15 protein-coding genes are annotated in these 18,171 nt (G+C 54.6%); 11 read left to right on the plus strand and 4 right to left on the minus strand.

Features of this window, described 5'->3' with window-relative positions:
- From VAE57_RS03905 to VAE57_RS03940, 8 genes are all read left to right on the plus strand, one after another.
- The coding region (locus tag VAE57_RS03905; RefSeq protein ID WP_322820596.1) for an SdrD B-like domain-containing protein at nucleotides 1-2,657 on the plus strand (2,657 nt) is incomplete at its 5' end.
- 707 nt (nucleotides 2,658-3,364) lie between these two features.
- Complete coding sequence (locus VAE57_RS03910; protein WP_322820597.1) at nucleotides 3,365-3,790, plus strand: hypothetical protein; 426 nt, start codon at nucleotides 3,365-3,367, stop codon at nucleotides 3,788-3,790.
- 566 nt (nucleotides 3,791-4,356) lie between these two features.
- The gene (locus VAE57_RS03915) at nucleotides 4,357-5,838 is read left to right on the plus strand and encodes a response regulator (RefSeq protein ID WP_322820598.1); all 1,482 of its coding nucleotides are present in this window, start codon (nucleotides 4,357-4,359) and stop codon (nucleotides 5,836-5,838) included.
- A 240-nt stretch (nucleotides 5,839-6,078) separates the two neighbouring features.
- Nucleotides 6,079-6,933: a dTDP-4-dehydrorhamnose reductase gene (rfbD, locus tag VAE57_RS03920; protein WP_322820599.1), complete on the plus strand. Its 855-nt coding sequence runs from the start codon at nucleotides 6,079-6,081 to the stop codon at nucleotides 6,931-6,933.
- Entirely contained in the window at nucleotides 6,930-7,892 is a 963-nt protein-coding gene (locus VAE57_RS03925) for a glycosyltransferase family 2 protein (RefSeq protein WP_322820600.1), read from the plus strand. The genes rfbD and VAE57_RS03925 overlap by 4 nt, the downstream gene beginning before the upstream one ends.
- The gene (locus tag VAE57_RS03930) at nucleotides 7,889-8,674 is read left to right on the plus strand and encodes a dolichyl-phosphate beta-glucosyltransferase (protein WP_322820601.1); all 786 of its coding nucleotides are present in this window, start codon (nucleotides 7,889-7,891) and stop codon (nucleotides 8,672-8,674) included. Before VAE57_RS03925 ends, VAE57_RS03930 begins: the two co-directional genes overlap by 4 nt.
- Nucleotides 8,671-8,958 (plus strand): YhbY family RNA-binding protein, encoded by a 288-nt coding sequence (locus tag VAE57_RS03935; RefSeq protein ID WP_322820602.1) that lies wholly within the window; start codon nucleotides 8,671-8,673, stop codon nucleotides 8,956-8,958. Before VAE57_RS03930 ends, VAE57_RS03935 begins: the two co-directional genes overlap by 4 nt.
- Complete coding sequence (locus VAE57_RS03940) at nucleotides 8,955-9,335, plus strand: hypothetical protein (RefSeq protein ID WP_322820603.1); 381 nt, start codon at nucleotides 8,955-8,957, stop codon at nucleotides 9,333-9,335. Before VAE57_RS03935 ends, VAE57_RS03940 begins: the two co-directional genes overlap by 4 nt.
- On the opposite strand, the gene VAE57_RS03945 is transcribed toward VAE57_RS03940, so the two are convergent.
- Nucleotides 9,298-9,753 carry a hypothetical protein gene (locus tag VAE57_RS03945; protein ID WP_322814066.1) on the minus strand — a complete coding sequence of 152 codons (456 nt, stop codon included), beginning with the start codon at nucleotides 9,751-9,753 and terminating at the stop codon, nucleotides 9,298-9,300. The two genes, VAE57_RS03940 and VAE57_RS03945, sit on opposite strands and share 38 nt — an antisense overlap.
- Nucleotides 9,754-10,471: 718 nt before the next feature.
- Between VAE57_RS03945 and VAE57_RS03950 the strand changes: the two genes are divergently transcribed.
- The 3 genes from VAE57_RS03950 to VAE57_RS03960 all read left to right on the plus strand — a co-directional run bounded on the left by VAE57_RS03950 (nucleotide 10,472) and on the right by VAE57_RS03960 (nucleotide 15,837).
- Nucleotides 10,472-10,960 carry a flavin reductase family protein gene (locus VAE57_RS03950; RefSeq protein WP_322820604.1) on the plus strand — a complete coding sequence of 163 codons (489 nt, stop codon included), beginning with the start codon at nucleotides 10,472-10,474 and terminating at the stop codon, nucleotides 10,958-10,960.
- A gap of 69 nt (nucleotides 10,961-11,029) precedes the next feature.
- Nucleotides 11,030-15,079, plus strand: coding sequence for a response regulator (locus VAE57_RS03955; RefSeq protein ID WP_322820605.1), 4,050 nt, complete (start codon nucleotides 11,030-11,032; stop codon nucleotides 15,077-15,079).
- Nucleotides 15,080-15,231: 152 nt separating this feature from the next.
- Nucleotides 15,232-15,837 carry a hypothetical protein gene (locus VAE57_RS03960; RefSeq protein ID WP_322820606.1) on the plus strand — a complete coding sequence of 202 codons (606 nt, stop codon included), beginning with the start codon at nucleotides 15,232-15,234 and terminating at the stop codon, nucleotides 15,835-15,837.
- 715 nt (nucleotides 15,838-16,552) lie between these two features.
- Here VAE57_RS03960 and VAE57_RS03965 read toward each other — a convergent pair.
- The 3 genes from VAE57_RS03965 to VAE57_RS03975 are packed head-to-tail and all read right to left on the minus strand — an operon-like array spanning nucleotide 16,553 to nucleotide 17,834.
- On the minus strand, nucleotides 16,553-16,675 hold the full coding sequence (locus VAE57_RS03965) for a hypothetical protein (protein WP_322820607.1): 123 nt from the start codon (nucleotides 16,673-16,675) through the stop codon (nucleotides 16,553-16,555).
- A gap of 13 nt (nucleotides 16,676-16,688) precedes the next feature.
- Nucleotides 16,689-17,156 carry an anti-sigma factor gene (locus tag VAE57_RS03970; protein WP_322820608.1) on the minus strand — a complete coding sequence of 156 codons (468 nt, stop codon included), beginning with the start codon at nucleotides 17,154-17,156 and terminating at the stop codon, nucleotides 16,689-16,691.
- 3 nt (nucleotides 17,157-17,159) lie between these two features.
- Entirely contained in the window at nucleotides 17,160-17,834 is a 675-nt protein-coding gene (locus VAE57_RS03975; RefSeq protein ID WP_322820609.1) for an RNA polymerase sigma factor, read from the minus strand.
- Nucleotides 17,835-18,171: the final 337 nt, after the last annotated feature.

Raw genomic sequence — 18,171 nt, forward strand, 5'->3', positions numbered from 1 at the left:
TTGATGAGCGCTGGGATGCGGGGGCGTATCAGCCAGCCAGCATCGGCGACTTCGTCTGGGAAGACACCAATGGCGATGGCGTGCAGGATGCGGGTGAAAGCGGGATTGGTGATGTGACGGTCACGCTCTACCAGGCCGATGGCTCGCTGGTCGATTCGACTAAGACGGTGGCAGACGGGTCGTACAGCTTCACCAACCTGCCACCCGGTGAGTATCGCTTGCGCTTCACGGACATTCCGTCTGGGTTGACATTCAGCCCGGCAGATAGCAGCGGTGATGACACCACTGATAGCGATGTGACCGCAACCAATGGTGAGACAGATGTCTTCACCCTGCTCAGTGGTCAGTCCGATACAAGCCGTGACGCTGGTGTTTACCCGCTGCTCAGCCTGGGCAATCTGGTTTGGGAAGATACCAACAACAATGGGGTTGTTGATGGTGGCGAGAGCGGTGTTGATGGTGTACGAGTCAGCCTCTACCGCGACAGTAATAGCAACGGGACGTGGGATGCCTCTGATCAAGAGGTGGCATCCACCATCACCGATAGCAATGGGGTGTATAGCTTCACCAATCTGCTCCAGGGTGACTACATTGTCGTGTTACCAGGCTGGCAATTTGAGGCTGACTCGCCGTGGTCCAACTATCGCAGCAGCACTGGCGCACGTTCGCTGAGCAGTGGGCCGTATGAGCCGGGCGCAGCGGCGAACGGTGATCTCGATAATGACGACAATGGAACGTGGCAGAGTGATGTTGGCTCCAGCTTCAACATCGTGAGTAGCCCGATCACGCTCCGGCCTGATAGCGAGCCAGACACTGCGGTTGATGGTGATGACCGCAACAGCAACATGACTGTCGATTTCGGTATCTTCCGTCCGGCAACGGTTGGCGATCTAGTCTGGAATGATTTGAACGGGAATGGCATCCATGAGAGCACCGAACCGGGCGTTGCCAACGTTCTGGTCACGCTCTACGACGCCGGGAATGATGGTATTGCCGATACGTCCGATGATGTAATGGTCGCAACCCAGAGTACAGACGACAACGGCTTCTACCTGTTCGAGGATGTGCCGCCGGGTGATTACTACCTGGTCTTTAGTGATCTGCCAGGTGGTGCCCGCTTCACCTATCCGGATCGAGGTGGTGATGATACATCAGACTCGGATGCTGATCCAGGGAATAGTGCTACCACTGCCTTCACTCTGGAGAGTGGCAGTGAAACCCTGGATTGGGATGCCGGTCTCATACTGCCAGCCAGCATTGGGAATCTGGTGTGGGAAGATCGTAACGGTAACGGGGTGCAGGATGGTGGCGAATTGGGGAGCGAAGGCGTCACCGTGCGGCTAACCGGTACGGATAGCGATGGCAATAGCGTGGATGTGTCGGTCGTAACGGATATTGATGGTGGGTACCGGTTCGAGAACTTGCTGCCGGGGAACTATACGATCACGGTAGTTCCGCCCTTCGGTTACGTCTTCACTGTTGCCGATCAAGGCAGTAACGACACGCTCGACTCGGACGCCGACCCGGATACTGGCGAAATGAGCGCTACAGTGCTGGAGTCGGGCGAAGTCGATCTGAGCTGGGACGCCGGTCTCTACCGTTTGACCAGCATCGGCAACTTCGTGTGGGAAGACACCAACGGCGATGGCGTGCAGGATGCGGGTGAGCCTGGGGTGGAAAACGTCACTGTGCAGTTGAACGGCACAACCGGTGCCGGTACGGTGGTTAACCAGACCACCACCACTGACAGCGATGGCTTCTACCAATTTGACAACCTCGCGCCGGGCACGTACACGGTGACAGTGCAATTGCCGGGTGGGTATGCCTTTACTGCTGCCAACCAGGGTAGTGACGATGCCCGCGACTCGGACGCTGACCCGGATACTGGCGAAATGAGCGCTACGGTACTGGAGTCGGGCGAAGTTGACCTGAATTGGGACGCCGGTATCTTCCTGCCGGCTACGTTGGGCAATCGGGTCTGGCATGACATCAATGCGAATGGGATTGCCGATCCGGGAGAGACCGGCATAAGTGGTATTACGGTTAGCCTCTACCGGGCTGATGGTACGCTGGTGCAGACGGTCGTGACTGATGACAACGGTACGTATCGATTCACCAATCTACCGTCGGGTGACTACTACCTGACGTTCAGTCTGCCGAACGGATGGGTGTTTAGCCCGTCGGGCCAGGGTGGTGATAGCGGTCGCGATAGTGATGTCGATCCAGACACCCAGCGCACGCAGGTCTTCACGCTCGGTTATGGGCAGACCGATCTGAGCTGGTGGGCCGGCATTCACCAGCCGGCACCGCCAACGGCAATCACCCTGCTCAGCTTCACCGCTGAGCGTCAGACGAATGGCGTATTACTGCGCTGGGTCACGGGTAGCGAGCGTGATACGCTTGGCTTCCTGCTGCTACGGAGCAGCACCGGTAATCGCGCTGATGCGACACCTATCCTGAGCACACCTATCCCGGCCCAGGGCAGTGCCGGTAGTGGGGCGAGCTATCAGTGGTTTGACCGCACGGCGCAGCCCAACGTGAGCTATCACTACTGGCTGGTCGAAATAGAAGCCGACGGTGACCGCCACGAGTTTATGTTGAGCAATCCGGCAGTGCAGTTTACCTATCGGGTGCTGGTACCAATTATTCAGCGCTAGCCAGTAGACTTGCCGGGATTGTTCATTGGAACCAGATGCCTTGCCGCACAATAGCGTGGGGCGGGGCATTTGGTTTTTGGGTGTCAGGCGAGGGAATGTCTGCGGAGTACGTACAGTTCAAATCTGATACCATCCAATGCGTAGTACACGATCTGTGAACGGTCACATACACCGTCTGTAGGGGTGGGTTCAGAACCCGCCCCTACGGATCCGTTCATCCGTATTGTACCGGTGTTCCCCACGGATCGCGTGCAGGGGGGCTAATCACGAATCGCCGTATGTCCGGTGCCGGAGTGATGCCTGGGGCCAGGCACGATTTGCCAGTATGCTCGTTAGCGCAATACTGAGGCGCTTACCCAATATTTACGTCGAAACATAGCCTGTGGGTCGGGGTACGGTCGAGGAAGATCATCTGGCGACTTGACCGGTGGCCGGTGGCTGCAAGATGTGCATCTTCTATCATTGAAGGTAAGCGTTTTTCAGGCAATTTTTTGACTATCAAGCAAAAAGTCATGACAAAACAAGTCCAATATATTATAATAGGCAAAACAAATCGAAATTCATCCTTGTTGACTGTAAACTGGCAGGTGACGACAGGCTACTGCGTTTGTTGCAACTTATAGTCAGAACCAGCAAAGCGGTTATTCATTAATAAGGAACAGCCAGAGCACTCTGGCTTTCCTAATCATTCGGACAGGAGGCGCGCCATGTATATCCGGTGGGTGGTGCGCAAGCATAAGAACGCCGAAGTTGCCAATACCAACTTTTACGATGCCTACCTTGTTGAGAGCTACCGTGATGAACGTGGCCAACCCCGGCAACGTACTGTGGCCTATCTTGGCAACATTCGTCAGATCAACAATGAATTTCCAACCATTGAGCGTGAACTCTTTCTGTTGCGGGCTGATCGGATCCTCGAAACGTTGCCTGAATTAACTGAGAATGATCGTCAGGAAATTCGCGAAGCGCTGCGCCGCAAAATCCCGCCGCTCAATCGCGATGAGGTGATTCGGGCATTTACCGCCAATCTTACCTGGTATCGACAATGGTGGGAACAAAATGGATGTCCGTTGACTGACGATGAGCTGCTCAGTATTGTTCGGGCTACTCGCGGTGGGATGGAAGCTGTCTAAACGTCTGTCTGAATAATCGCAGACCGGTGAGCGAGGTTCGCCGGGCAGGCTCCAGAAGTTATCTCATTCATTACTGACCGACTCTATGATCGTAATGAGCGCACACCGCATTCCTGTGACCAGCAAAGTAAACGGCGTGACACGCGCCGGATCGTGAGACGGCTGCTGCGGCAGCCACGCTGCCGCACTCCAAACTCCGCGACACACGAATGACGAGCGGATAAGGCACCTAATTCAGCGCTTGATGGCACTGGAGATGATCGTCAGCTATCTTCACTCATACCGGCAGAGTGGGCGTAGGAGATACTATCGTTGGTGATTGGCAAGCGTTCATAAGCCTGTGTGATGGCCGGGTAGCACGACCACACAGCTTTTTATGAAGCAAGTTCTAGTATAGTTTATCCTTACAACAGTGTGTAGTGCACTATGGTATGCTCTTTCCCGATCTGATGCTACTCTGCTGTCTGATAGGGTGCCCCAATTGGTGCAGAACCATCTGTCATTTAGTTGCCAAAGTGAACAATTTTGTCACATCATTTGTAATAGCTCCATGGTAGGATATTATCATGGAGCAAAATACCATCTTGATCGTTGATGACGATGAGCTGATGCGTTCATTGCTCATCGAAATAATAACCCCCTTCAATCTCCGCCTGATTACTGCACAGCGCGGTGATCAGGCGCTGCAACTTGCACAGCAGCATCTACCCGATCTCATCCTGCTTGATGTTATGCTGCCGGATATGAATGGCTTCGAGGTGTGCCAGCGCTTACGTGACGATCCGGCAACAGCGCAGATACCGATCGTCATGATTACCGCGCTGAATGATCGTGAAGCGAAAATTCATGGCTTCGAGGCCGGTGCCGATGAGTTTATCACCAAGCCGTTCGATCCAGGAGAGTTACAGGCCCGGATCAACACGGTTTTGCGCCTCAATCGCTATCGGCGTCTGCTGCAGGAGCAGGCCAAAGTGAACGCCGAACGGGCGCGTTTCGAGTGGGTGATCGAGACATCCGATAATGCTTATGTCATTATTGATCACGATGATCAGATCCTTTACGCCAACCGCCGTGCACGCACGTATCTTGGTCTCACCGTCGATGAGCAACCGGTCAGGTCGTTCCGTGAGCTGGTTACGCAGCGGTACCGTCTGGTTCCCCCTGAAGCCTGGGAACAATGGCCGATAGCGGCACCTGAGCCACTCTACCTCGTGCATCCTGAAACATCACGTAGCCCGGAACAGTGGCTTCAGGTCGAGGCTGCGCGTATTCATCCCTCTGATGATCAAATTGTGGTCACATTGCGTGATGTCACGCAGCAGATTACGTTGCAACGCGATATGTGGACGTTCCACACGGCAATTTCACATAAACTACGCACCCCACTTGCCAGCTATTTAGGTGGGCTAAGCCTTTTGTACGACAATATTGAGCATATGGATCGCACCATGGCGCGTAATATCGCAGCGATTGCACTTGGTGCTGCTCAGCGCTTACAGCAGGTGATTGATGATATTTTTCTGTACGTTCGCAGTCCGGGTGATGTGCATCATGATACCTGTACCGTGTTTGATTTGCCGACTATCGTGAGTACGCTCAATCATGAGCTGGAGATACCAGCGATTAGTCTGAGTATCGATCCTGCGCTAGATGCACGTCGGCTGCGCATATCGCGGCGCAGCCTGGAGATGGTGCTGCGCGAGCTATGCGAAAATGCACGGAAGTTCCATCCCCAACAGCGGCCAATGGTGAACATTCGGGTTGATGCCGATCTGGCGCAAAATCAGGTGCACCTGGTGGTGTGTGACGATGGCGTGCATCTTCCCCCGACTCACTTGCAAAAAATCTGGCAGCCGTATTATCAGGCTGAGCGTAACTTTACCGGCCAGGTTGAGGGTATGGGTTTGGGGCTGGCACAGGTGGCGCGCATTATTCTGGCGGTGGGTGGGAACTACCAGATGCGGAATCGCTCGGATCGTCCTGGGATTTGTGTCGAATTGCGCATTCCTTTTGTTGAGGAAGATACTTCTGATCGGGTTATCGGTTAGCAGGTTCAGGTTAGATTGGCCTGGATGTAAACGCGAACACCGACAGCGGCTTCTTCGTCAACGGCTGTAACCGCTCATTATTGGTGGCTGAAACTCCGCGCTGGTGGCACGTTCACAGGTAAGCTACTACTGCACTTGCCGGCTCTATCTGCTCCCTGACGGCAGCCATATCGGTTGACGCCGGTCTACTCTTCTGCTACTCTGTGTAGCCGGTAATTGATTGAGTCGAGGAGATGCCTTGTGCGGATTGCCATTACCGGAGCAAATGGGCAGTTGGGACGGGCACTGATCGCGACACTGGCCGATCAGCATACGCTGGTGCCGCTAGGACATGATCAGTTAGAGTTGACCGATCCGGCAACTGTTGATCAGATTGCGGCGACTGCTGCTGATGTAGTGTTCCACGCCGCAGCCTATACCAATGTTGACGGATGCGCACGCGATCCGGTCTTAGCATATCGCGTGAATGGTCTGGGCACGCGCTATGTGGCGCTTGGTTGTCGGCGAATCGATGCGGCGCTGGTATACATCAGTACCAACGAGGTGTTTGCCGGTGATGCCCGTCGGCCCTACTTTGAAGACGATCCGCCCCGGGCGATTAATCCGTATGGGCAGAGTAAACTGGCCGGTGAACAGGTAGTTCGCTCTCTGGTCGCCCGGCATTTCATTGTGCGGGTAGCATGGCTGTTTGGCGGTGAACGTAATTTTGTTCGTACGGTCTTACGGCTGGCAGCCAATCCCCCCGCTCACGGTTTACGCATGGTAGCCGACGAGATCGGTAGTCCGACCTACACCTTTGATGTTGCGGTTGGGCTGGCCCGGTTGATCACAACCGACTACTACGGCACCTACCATTTTGTGAACGACGGTATCTGCTCGCGGTATGAATTTGCGGCGGAGATCCTTCGTCGTGTCGGGTTGAATGTTCCACTCCAGCCGATCCGTCTGTGTGATTTTCAGCGTGACAGTACACCACCTCCATACACGCCCCTGGCTAATCTCGCCGGTGCTAGCCTGGGTATTACCTTTCGTCCATGGCAGGATGCGCTCGCCGACTACCTGGAACGCCTGCCAAATGAAGTGTTGCCGACATGATTGACGTTATTGTGCCTAACTACAACGGCAGTGCACTGTTGCCGACCTGTCTTGACTCGTTACGTGCCCAGACCCGGCGTGATTTTACGGTGACGGTGGTTGATGATGCGAGTACCGATGACTCGGTCGCGCTGATAACTACCCGTTACCCAGAGGTGCGCGTGCTGCGTTTGCCGCAGAATCGTGGGTTTGCCGCAGCAGTCAATGCAGCATTCGCGGCAACGCAACAGCCGTTTTTCGTGTTACTCAACAATGATACGGAAGCCGATCCAAACTGGCTGGCGGCGTTGATCGGTGCGCTCGAACGCTGGCCACAATTTGCCTTTGCTGCCGCTAAATTGCGCCTGTTTGATCGCCGCAATATCATCCATTCAGCCGGGGATTTCTACCGTCCAAATGGTGAACCGGGTAATCGCGGAGTGTGGGAAGAGGATCGCGGCCAGTATGATGCATTCCACGAGGTATTCGGGCCATGTGCCGGTGCAGCCGCCTATCGACGTTGTGCGCTGGAGCAACTGGCAGAGGACGGTCGCGTGTTTGATGAAGCCCTGGTTATGTACTGTGAAGATGTTGATTTGAACTTACGGGCACGGCGTAAAGGTCTGCGCACGATCTTTGTCCCTACTGCGGTGGTGTATCATCGTCTGAGCGCCAGTGGCGGCGGTACGCTGGCCAGTTACTACTGTGGGCGTAATTTTCCACTGGTATGGATCAAGAATATGCCACCAGTGGTGCAGCGGCGGTACTGGCCGGCGCTCCTGGTGTCGCAATTGCGTTTTGCGCTTCACAGCCTGCGTCACTTCCGCGAACCGGCAGCGCGGGCACGCCTGCGCGGTCAACTGGCCGGTCTACGCGCATTGCCGCACTTTTGGTCGCGTCGTGCATTCATGCCAGAAGAGGAAGCAGCCCTTGTCGCTGCATTGGAACTTTCGCAACCACCAGTACAGAGATTCGTATGACGACGAACAATGAGCCTTTCCTATCCATCGTGATCCCTGCTTACAATGAAGAGCGGCGTTTACCGGCTACTCTGGCAGCTATCAAGGCGTTTCTGGTCAACGAACCGTACACAGCCGAAGTGATCGTGGTGGATGATGGCAGTGAGGATGGCACGGCAGAGGTAGCGGAAGCAGCCGGTGCCACGGTGTTGCGCTGTGCGCATCGCGGAAAGGGATTTGCAGTCCGCGCCGGTGCTCTGGCAGCGCGGGGTGACATCATCCTGCTCTGTGATGCTGATCTGGCAACTCCCATCGAAGAATGGCCACGCCTGCGAGCGGCAATCGAGCGTGGCTATCCTATTGCAATTGGTTCGCGTGAAGGGATAGGGGCATCGCGTGAGGGCGAACCCTGGTATCGTCACGTGATGGGCCGAGTCTTCAACTGGATTATTCGGCTTGTAGCACTGCGGGGGATTAAAGATACCCAATGTGGCTTTAAAGCATTGCGGCGAGCGGTTGCCCGCGATCTCTTTCAGCGTGTACGCATTTATGGCGATGACGCGCCGATAGTGCATGGGGCAGCAGTGACTGCCTACGATGTTGAATTGCTCTTTTTAGCTCAGCGTCGAGGCTACACCATTTGCGAAATTCCGGTGAAATGGCGCTACGGTACCGAGACGAAAGTGAATCCACTTCGTGACTCGTGGCGGAATCTGCGCGATGTGTTGCGGGTGCGGATCAACGATTGGTGTGGAAAGTATGATGTGACATCGACCCCGATTGAGGAGGTTGCTCCACGATGAAACCTGCGCAACGTGCATATTTGCGTCGGCTTGCCCATCCGTTGCCGGTCACGGTGATGATTGGCAAGAATGGCTTGACGGAGGGTATCCTGACCAAGATCGAGCAAGAGTTGAATGCTCATGAATTGATCAAGGTGCGGTTTCTTGATCACAAGGACATGAAACAATCGCTGACCGAGACAATTGTTAGCGAAACCGGGGCTGATCTGGTAGCGATCATCGGCCATACAGCGATCCTGTTCCGTCAGCATGCCGATCCGGCGCAGAGGAAGATACAGGTATGAATGTCAAAGCCTTGCAACGCGGGTTCTGGCTCTCTTTTTGGTCGGTGGTGATATATATGACCGTGCGCGGGGCATTGATACCGGCCCGACTCCGCCATCCACGGATCACCAGCCTCAGTGGTATCGAGCCAATGTATGCAATGTTAAGTTGGGGGTATGGGCCTGGTAGCCGACCGGTCAATGTGATTTTTGATGTGCAATGCGCCGGGGGTGCGCAGGGTAGCGTTACCGTTGATGGTGAGGCGCTGGAAGCCGAGGTGCCACTGATTGGCAAGGCCCAGCCCGGCGAATCCTACACCATCACGGCAACGCTGGTATACCGCCAGTTAGGACGAGCGTTTATCCGCCAGATGCAGGTGTCGGCTCAGATTGAGTAGCCTGTTGCTCTAACTCGGCGATGCGGGCGCGAACTTCAGCAGCCAGGCGCTGAAGTTCGCGATTGACAACATATTGCCACTCAGCCGCCTCGTGATCTTCAAGTGCCCCACCACCGTATTTCAATTCCATCGCCAGATGCCAGCCGCGCCGCTCGGCAAATTTCTCTAGCTCGGCGCAGCGGCTGGGTGGCCAGCGCCGGCGAATGAACTGGCGAAACGCACGTTCCATGCGTCCCGACCCGTCTGGATTGAGTGATGGGAGCGGGAAAAACGGCTCCTGATCGCGTGGATCGGGTGCAGCGGCTTTGCTGAAGTAGATAGTACGCTGGGTGATTGAGTAGCGCCATTCGCCATCGCCGTGGTAATTGCCGGGATTGTTGGCAATAGCACCGGTTAGCATGCGATCGGTGATCGTCATAGTTGCACCTGCTCTCCAAAAAACCGATCTTACGACAGTGTACCGTTTAATACAGCATAGCACAGAGCGGCCTGAGACACAAATAGAAGTTGCAAGCGACATCGGGTGAAGGTGTGGTTTTGACCAAAGGTCATCTTAATCCAAGTTGCTACCTCTGTCACCACAGAGGCTCGGAGGACACAGGGGATGGGCATAATCCGAGTGCTATTTTGAGGCGTGCGTGACGTAGCGCATCGATGGGAATTGGCTGCTACCCACATCATTTATACAGGTACCTCGCACGGTTTGGCGCACAGTGTCGCGCTGTGTATCCTGGCAGTCAATCTCACGTGGTCTGCTCATAGCATAGGTGGCATTTGGGTTATATCAAATCTGGTTCCATTGCGGTCATAGGACGCCTGATCGCGCCGGCACCGCATCTGATCGAGGATGCGCATAATTGGTCTTCTTCCTGCGCACGCTATGGTGTGGTATCACGTACCGGAGAGGATACTCTTCCCCGGTGGAGGCATTGCGGAAGCCCTGCTTTCGCACCAGCCGTGCTCACATCAGGTGTTGCCGCACATTATGCAGTAACGGGCCATATGGCTGTGGGAAATGAGCAGTGCGTTCTGTATGGGGTGTTTTCCTGAATAGCAGCGGAGATAGTTATGAGTTATCATTCAATCGGGTGTATACTTATAAAAGGAAAAGGTTTTGAAAATGATTGAGACGCATTATGTCCATTGATCCACGCGAGTATCGCTCTACAATAGGACTGTTTGCTACTGGGGTTACCGTCATTACTGCAAGCGACGGTGATCACATCCGCGGGATGACTGCGAACTCCCTCACGTCAGTATCGCTCGATCCGCTGTTGCTGTTGGTGTGTGTTGATCGGAAAGCACGGATGGCTCCGGTCATCAGTGCTGCCGCTCATTTCGCCGTCAATATTCTGCGGGCTGACCAGGAAGCGATTGCCCGTCATTTTGCTGGTCGGCCACAGCCGGATATTGAGGTGGCATTAGAGGAGCTGGCCGGCGCACCGGTATTGTCTGATAGCCTGGCAACGCTGGTGTGTTCCCGCGAGCGAATTTTGGATGGTGGCGATCATCTCATTGTGTTGGGTCGGGTTATTGCCCTCCGACGAGCAGCAGAAGGCGATCCCTTGCTCTATTTTGCCGGCACATACCGTCAGTTAGCCGAGATGTCAACCACGCTAGCATAAACAGTTGCCCCATGCTACGATACATACTGGTAGGGTTCGTTGTTTCTCACGCTACCAGGATAGATACGCATGGCTCAGTGGTCGCAAAGGGCGCTCATTAGCTTTGGGGTAGCATACGCAGTCTTGATTTGGGTTGGTGCCCAACCACTATTGGCTAATCAGGGTGTTCCTCTGCTGTGGGTGGCTGGTGGATTTGCGGCAGGCGGTGTCTTGCTGGCCGGCATGCGCCTCCTGCCGGTGCTTTTCTGGGGAGCGTTCATCGCCTACTCAATGGTTTTCTGGCAATTAGGGCTTTCGTTTGAGCGCCTGCTTGCTGCGGCCCTCGTTTTCGGTCTGATCGCGGTCATCCAGGCATGGCTGGTGAATTGGCTGGTGCGGCGCTTCGGTAGAACCTTACCCCCGTTCTCGATCCGCTATACGCTGGTGGTATGTGGCCTGTTGGCACTGGCTGTATTACCGGCACCGTTCTTGGCCGTGATGGTGCTGGTGGTTGTGCAGCAACAACTGGTGTACAGTCCACTAGTTGTTGCTCTGCAATGGTGGCTCAACCTGGTCGCCGGAGTCTGGCTCGTCGCACCCTGGATAGTTGTCGGTGAGTACTACCGGCAACGACGGCCAATGCGTGAACCATTGTTGTGGCCGGTGAGCAGCCTTTTACTGGCGTTCATGCTGTTCAGTCTGCAATTTATCTGGCGTGATGCCAATCGCCAGTTCACGACACAACTGCAAGCAGATGTCAACGAGGTGGTGAGTCTGATTAATGATCGGCTGACGATCTATGAGCAGGCGCTGCTGAGCCAGAGTGCGCTGTTTCTTGCTTCACAACAGGTTGAGCAGCATGAATTTAGCGTCTTCAGTCGTACCCAACTGGCGCGTTTGCCGGCATTACGAGCGGTCGGTTGGATACCGCGGATTCCGTTGGCGCAACGGACAGCGTTTGAACATGCAATGCAGGAGACCGGACTGCCAGATTTCAGGATTCGTGAACCAGGCCCAACCGTTGAGGCAGCCGAAACCCGTGCTGAATACTATCCACTCACCTTTCTGGAACCTTTTGCCAACCGGCGGGCTGTGTTAGGGATTGACCTGGCTGCCGATCCGGTGCGGCGGGTAGCTATCGAACAAGCGCGTGATAGTGGTCAGCGCGTGATCTCAGCACCGTTGCAATCCTTCCTGGCCAGTGATCCGGCCCCTGCGGTCTTGTTGTTCGCGCCGGTATACAGTGGTAGCCAGCCACCACAAACGGTTGAAGAGCGACGACAACGTATTCGCGGGATGGTTGCCTTTTTGCTGGTTCCGGCTGAGGTGATCGAACAGGCGTTGCAACCGGTGACAACCCCTGATCTCGAATTTGTCCTGGTTGATACGACGGAGGAGTCGCTCCAGCCATTGGCCGTTTTCACCGGCGGTAGGGCTGTTCCTTCACCCTACATTTCCGATCTGGACATCTTCATCCGTGATGCAGTGGCAATATCTGATATTCCTCGCTACGGCAGGGTCTGGTCAGTCGCTTTCCGTCCGGGAACAGACTACCCACAGTTCTGGTGGTCAGTGGATGCTATCAGTCGGACTGTACTGGCTATTGCCAGTGTCGCAATTTTCTTCCTGTTTGTAGCCATTCGGCAGCGCCACGAAGCGCGGCAGCGTCGTTTGACCCGTACCTATGCGTTGTTGAGTGCGATCAATCAGATGATTATTCGTGAACGTGATCCGCAACGAATCTTTCAGGAGGTGTGTCAGATCGGGATTAGTGAGGGTGGCTTTCGGTTGGTGTGGATTGGTCGTCATAATCCGGTAACAAACCGATTCGAGACTATCACTGTACATAGTGCGATTGAATTCGATCAGCCACTTGCCCAACTACTCACCGACGAGCAGTTGGCAGTAACACTTTCACCGGTATGTCAGGGTGATCGCGTCATTATCAATGACCTTGCTACCGATCCTCGTTGTGCAGCGTGGCGTTTGCAGGCTGTAGCGTATGGTCTACGGGCAATGGCCGGTTTTCCGCTGGTAGTGCCTGATGAGACGCCTGCGGTGCTATGTTTCTATGCCGATCACCCCGCAGCTTTTGACCATAGTGAAATACAATTGCTGGACGAGTTGGTGCGTGACATCGTCTTTGGTCTGCTGGTGAGCCAACAAGAGGCGCAATTGCGCACCAGTGAGCAGCGTAATCATCTAATAGTGAGTGCTTTGCCTGATCTGGTACTGCGGTTACGGCCTGATGGGCAGGTCATTGATGTGGTGGCCGCCGAGTCGATGGTATTGCCGGTGGCCCCAACAGCGATGATAAACAGCACACTCGAACAGCTCTTTCCAGCCGCGATTGCAATGCAGTATCGGCAGGCGCTAAGCGCTGCGTTCGCCTCTGGCGAACTCCAGACATTGGCGTATCAGTTGATTGTTCATGATAAAGAATATCTCTTCGAGGCACGCATCAAAGCTGCCTTGCCGGCAGAGGAAGCGATTGCGATTGTGCGTGATGTAACGGCATGGCGTCACGCTGAACTGGCCTTGCAGGTGGAGCGCGATCTCCTGGCGCAGCGGGTTGCTGAACGTACTGCTGAGTTGCATCGGGCCAATGCGGAGCTGCTCCGGGCTGCCCGCACCAAAGATGAATTTCTCGCCAACATGAGCCACGAGCTGCGCACACCACTCAATTCCATCCTGGCTTTGAGTGAGAGTCTGTTGGAAGAGTTGTATGGCCCGTTGAGCGAACAGCAACAGAAGGCAATCCGGGCTATTGAGGAGAGTGGACGGCATTTGCTGGCGCTGATTAACGATGTTCTTGATCTGGCGAAGATTGAAGCCAACCGGATTGAACTGGTGAAAGAGGTAGTCGCCGCCAGCGATGTCTGTGAAGCCAGCGTAGCTCTGGTCAAAGAGCAGGCGACAAAGAAACAGATTCACCTTTCTGTTCAGCTTGACGATCCCCATGCCCGGTTCGTTGCTGATCCACGTCGCCTGAAGCAGATTCTGGTCAATTTGCTGAGTAATGCTGTGAAATTTACGCCGGCTGGTGGTGCGGTGAGCTTGCGGGTGACAACAGATACTGCGCAGGGAACGATTGCGTTCACGGTGAGTGATACCGGCATTGGAATTGCGGAAGAGGATTTGCCACGGCTGTTTCAGCCGTTTGTCCAGCTTGATAGTGGCCTGAGTCGGCAGCATGAAGGCACCGGTTTAGGGTTAGTGCTGGTACGACGCCTTACTGAAATGCATGGTGGCAGGGTTGAGGTTAAGAGTACACCTGGTGCAGGTAGTATATTTACGGTCACACTGCCGTACCAGCCCGTAACGCACGTCACGCTATCTTCATCTACTGATACCGATGAACTTCCTCCGGTGCAATTAGCCCTGATTGTCGAAGACTCGGCAACGACTGCCGATCAACTGGCCCGTTATCTCGAAGAATTGCAGATTCAACCTGCTATATGCTCATATGGCAAAGGTGCGGTTGAGCAGGTGCAGGCGTTACGTCCCGATCTGATTCTGCTCGATGTGCAGATGCCAGATCGTTCAGGATGGGAGATACTGGCCGATCTGCGCCGCGATCCCGATCTGCGACAGATTCCGGTGATTATCGTGTCGGTGGTTGATGAACCAGAGCGTGGATTGGCTGCCGGAGCGGCAGCGTGCCTGGTGAAGCCGATCAACCGACTTATGCTTCGGCGTACGCTAAGTCAGATTACTGTCGCAAAAATGATACCCTCAACCGCTTCGCGGCGCACGCTCAGCCGACGAATATTACTGGCAGAAGATAATGAGGTAAATCGGGTCACACTTAGTGATTACCTGGCTGCCCAGGGGTACGAGGTAAAAGTGGCGTGTCAAGGGCAAGAAGCATTGCAGATTGCTGCTGAATGGCGTCCTGATCTGATCATTATGGATATTCACATGCCGGGACTCGATGGCCTGGAAGTGATACGACGGTTGCGCGCCGATGCGACATTTGCCGCTACACCTATCATTGCGGTGACAGCACTGGCGATGCCGGGTGATCGTGAACGCTGCCTGTCGGCTGGGGCAAATGACTATTTTGCGAAGCCGATCCGTCTGCGACGATTGGTCGAACGGATTGAGCAGTTGCTGGCGTCTTCGCAACATGCCATATAATTCCGTTCATGTTGGTACGCATGGTGTGCTACAATCTGACATCATACAGAGATCGGTGCTGTGCGCCAATCGCTGCCCCATGGCTCCACTGCTGTAGATCATGACCGATCTCACTACCGGAAACCCACACCACACGGCGCAAGGAGCGCACTATGCTGGCTCGAATCGCACTCAGTCTGTTGTTAGGTTTTATTTGTGGGACAACTGGACTGGTTTTCATGCCTGATCTGGCCCGTGTTATTGGGCCACTTGTCTGTACCGGCAACCTGGAACCTGACCGGAGTGAAGGTGTTCTGCATTTTCGTTGTCGAACAATCAATGGCGACGAACAACGTATTAAACTTGGTCAGATGCTTCCTTACGCGATTATCAGCACATCGCTACTCTTGATCCCACCGGTACATTCGGCGATCCGGCGTTTTGAGCGGCGACGAGCGGTTATTCAACAGGCGATAGAACGCGATCTGGCTACGGCATTGCCTGCACGGGCTGAGGTATTGCAGGTCGCCATTGTTGGCTCGTACAAGCGTGCGATTCTGGTGCGAGCAGTTGAGGTTGAACTTACGCTGTGGGTGTATCCACCGGCTAATCGACCCTACGAGGCTAGAGTCATCTGGCTGGTGGAAGAGGCTGGTTTATCTCATCTGCGTCGCGGAACGATGCTGAATACACGTATCAATCCACTCCGTCCGCAGCGGGTCTATCCAGTAGAAGAGTGGGCCAGTTACATCTGGAGTGAACCGGTTCCGACTGTATAGATGGTCAGGTGATAGGGTGTGCATATTACGGAGATGCGGATGGTCACAGACGTGACGAACATTCACGGATGGCTTACGGTGATCCGTGTTCATCGGTCTAATCGAACCTGTTTCAAAAAAGACTCTACGATTGAGACGAGCACAAACGGCATCTCCGTGACCAGTCAGTTCAACCGCGTGCCACGTGCCGGGCGTGAAGCACAGCTGGCGCGACAGCATGGCTGCCGCACTCCAAACGCTGCGACACACGCATGACAAGCGGGTAGGGCATCCGATCCAGCGTGTGATGGCACCAGCAATGCTCCTCATCCCCTCCTCCTATCATACCGGCAGCCTGGGAATAGAGATGCTGGCGTTGGCGATATAGAGCTGGAGGCATCCGGCAAAGACAGGGAGACCTATCGCCGGCAGCCTGGGAGCAGAGATGCTGGTGTTAGCGAGGGCAAGCGTTCATGCGCCTGGGCAACGGTCGGGTAGCATGACAGCACAGCTTTTTATGAAATAAGTTCTGGTACATCCTGCTCTGCAATGTGCATTGTTCAGGTGTGATCCTCGTGCCGAAGCGTTGCCGGGTTTGCCACCAGCGCGGCGCTGATGGATCATTATCATTATCAGCGTAGCAGTAGGGGCGACGCATGCGTCGCCCCTACCAGTCTCCAGCGGTATATCGTTCAGGTGCAGTATCAGGGTGTAGCTGGCCGGTGAGGCCTGACCGCTATGCTGCCAGATTTGACATAATCTGTGAATATCCGCTTCGCTTAATCCCAATCAATTCGAGCGGTAACGGCAGCAAAGCAACCTTATTCGTCCATCCGGCACTCTTCCCCGCGTTCGGCATGATGCGCTTGCTATTACTTACTCTCCTGACGAACCAGTTGCCTTTCAGGTTGCCAGTTATCGAGGATAATCCAGAGTACAAGCGCAATGAGTAGCCAGTGCAACTGATCGCGGATCAGCGCGATGATACTGACCAGCTCGCGGGCAAATGGCATCGTCTCGTAGAAGGTTTGCAGTAGCCGGGCCGGCAATGACTCAAGTTGCGCAATGAATTGTGCAAACCCCCATTGGAACCAGATGAGCTGATAGAGGTACGATGCACCGGGTATCGAGACCAGGATCAGCAGTGACATTAAAGCTATCGCCATATAAAGGCGCCAACGGGGAAGGGGCGCGGTGTCTGCCGTGACTATCGGAACTGTACCGGGCACCAGGTGCAGTAAGCGACTGGTCAGTTCAGGCGGAGCTTCCCAGCGCAATTCATGGCGAAGCGCCGCATCGAGCAGATCATCTGGAGGTGGTGTAGGCAATTGTGTGCTCATAAATTACCTCCTTCCCCATCCCGGCAACAGACGTAGGGGGGTGATTTGTACCACGTGATCATCCGTTGCCGAACGTTTGGGTTGATTAACGGCGCGGGTTGCCGGTGGTTCGTTGGTCTGCAAGAGTTGGGCCAGGCGTTCTTTGCCGCGCCGGATATGGCTTTTGACCGTGTTGAGTGGGAGTTCAAGAATCTCGGCGATGTCGGTATACTTCAAGTCTTCAAAATAGTACAACGTCAGCACAAGGCGGTAGTGTGGTTCAAGCTGTTCCAAGGCTCGTCGCACTTCAAGGCGTAACTGGTTCAGATCGAGCGACTGGGCTGGATCGACCCAGCGGTCGTTATCGGCGACAGTGTGAAGTGCGTCAAGCTCCTCATCGTCGGTTGGCGGAGGCACAATAGGCGCTTGACGGCCTCGTCGGCGCAGCTCGTCGCGACAGAGATTAATAACTAGCCGGTACAACCAGGTGGTGAAACGGCTTTCACCGCTATACTGAGGGAGTGCCCGAAACAGGCGAATAAACGCTTCCTGCGTCAAATCAGCCGCATCATCAGCGTTTTTGAGTACACTCATAGCGATGCTGTAGACATAATGTTGCTGACCGATAATCAACTCGGTCAGTGCCTGCTGATCGCCCTGTTGAGCGCGCACAATCGTCTCACGAGATGGTTCAGCCACTGTTTGTACTCCCGATGTCGTTATCCGACATCTCTTAGACGCTGCGTTCTCATCGCAGCAAACCGGCTGACAGTATAGACGATTCGGCGAATGCAAAAGTTGCATTTCGCGTACCAGGTATTGTAATAGCCCAGGTTGCTACTTTGAGGTGTGGCGTAGTGCGTTTATGAGAACTGGCTGCTACCCACATGGTTCATACAGGTACGCTGTACGGTGTTGTGCACAACGTCGAGCTGTTCATCATAGCAGTCAGCCCTGGTCTACTCACAGTGTGGGTGGTAACCTGGATCAATTAATTACTGACAGACTCCATGATCGTGACGATCCCATCCAGCAT

This window comes from Chloroflexus sp., assembly GCF_034434295.1.
Lineage (GTDB): Bacteria > Chloroflexota > Chloroflexia > Chloroflexales > Chloroflexaceae > Chloroflexus.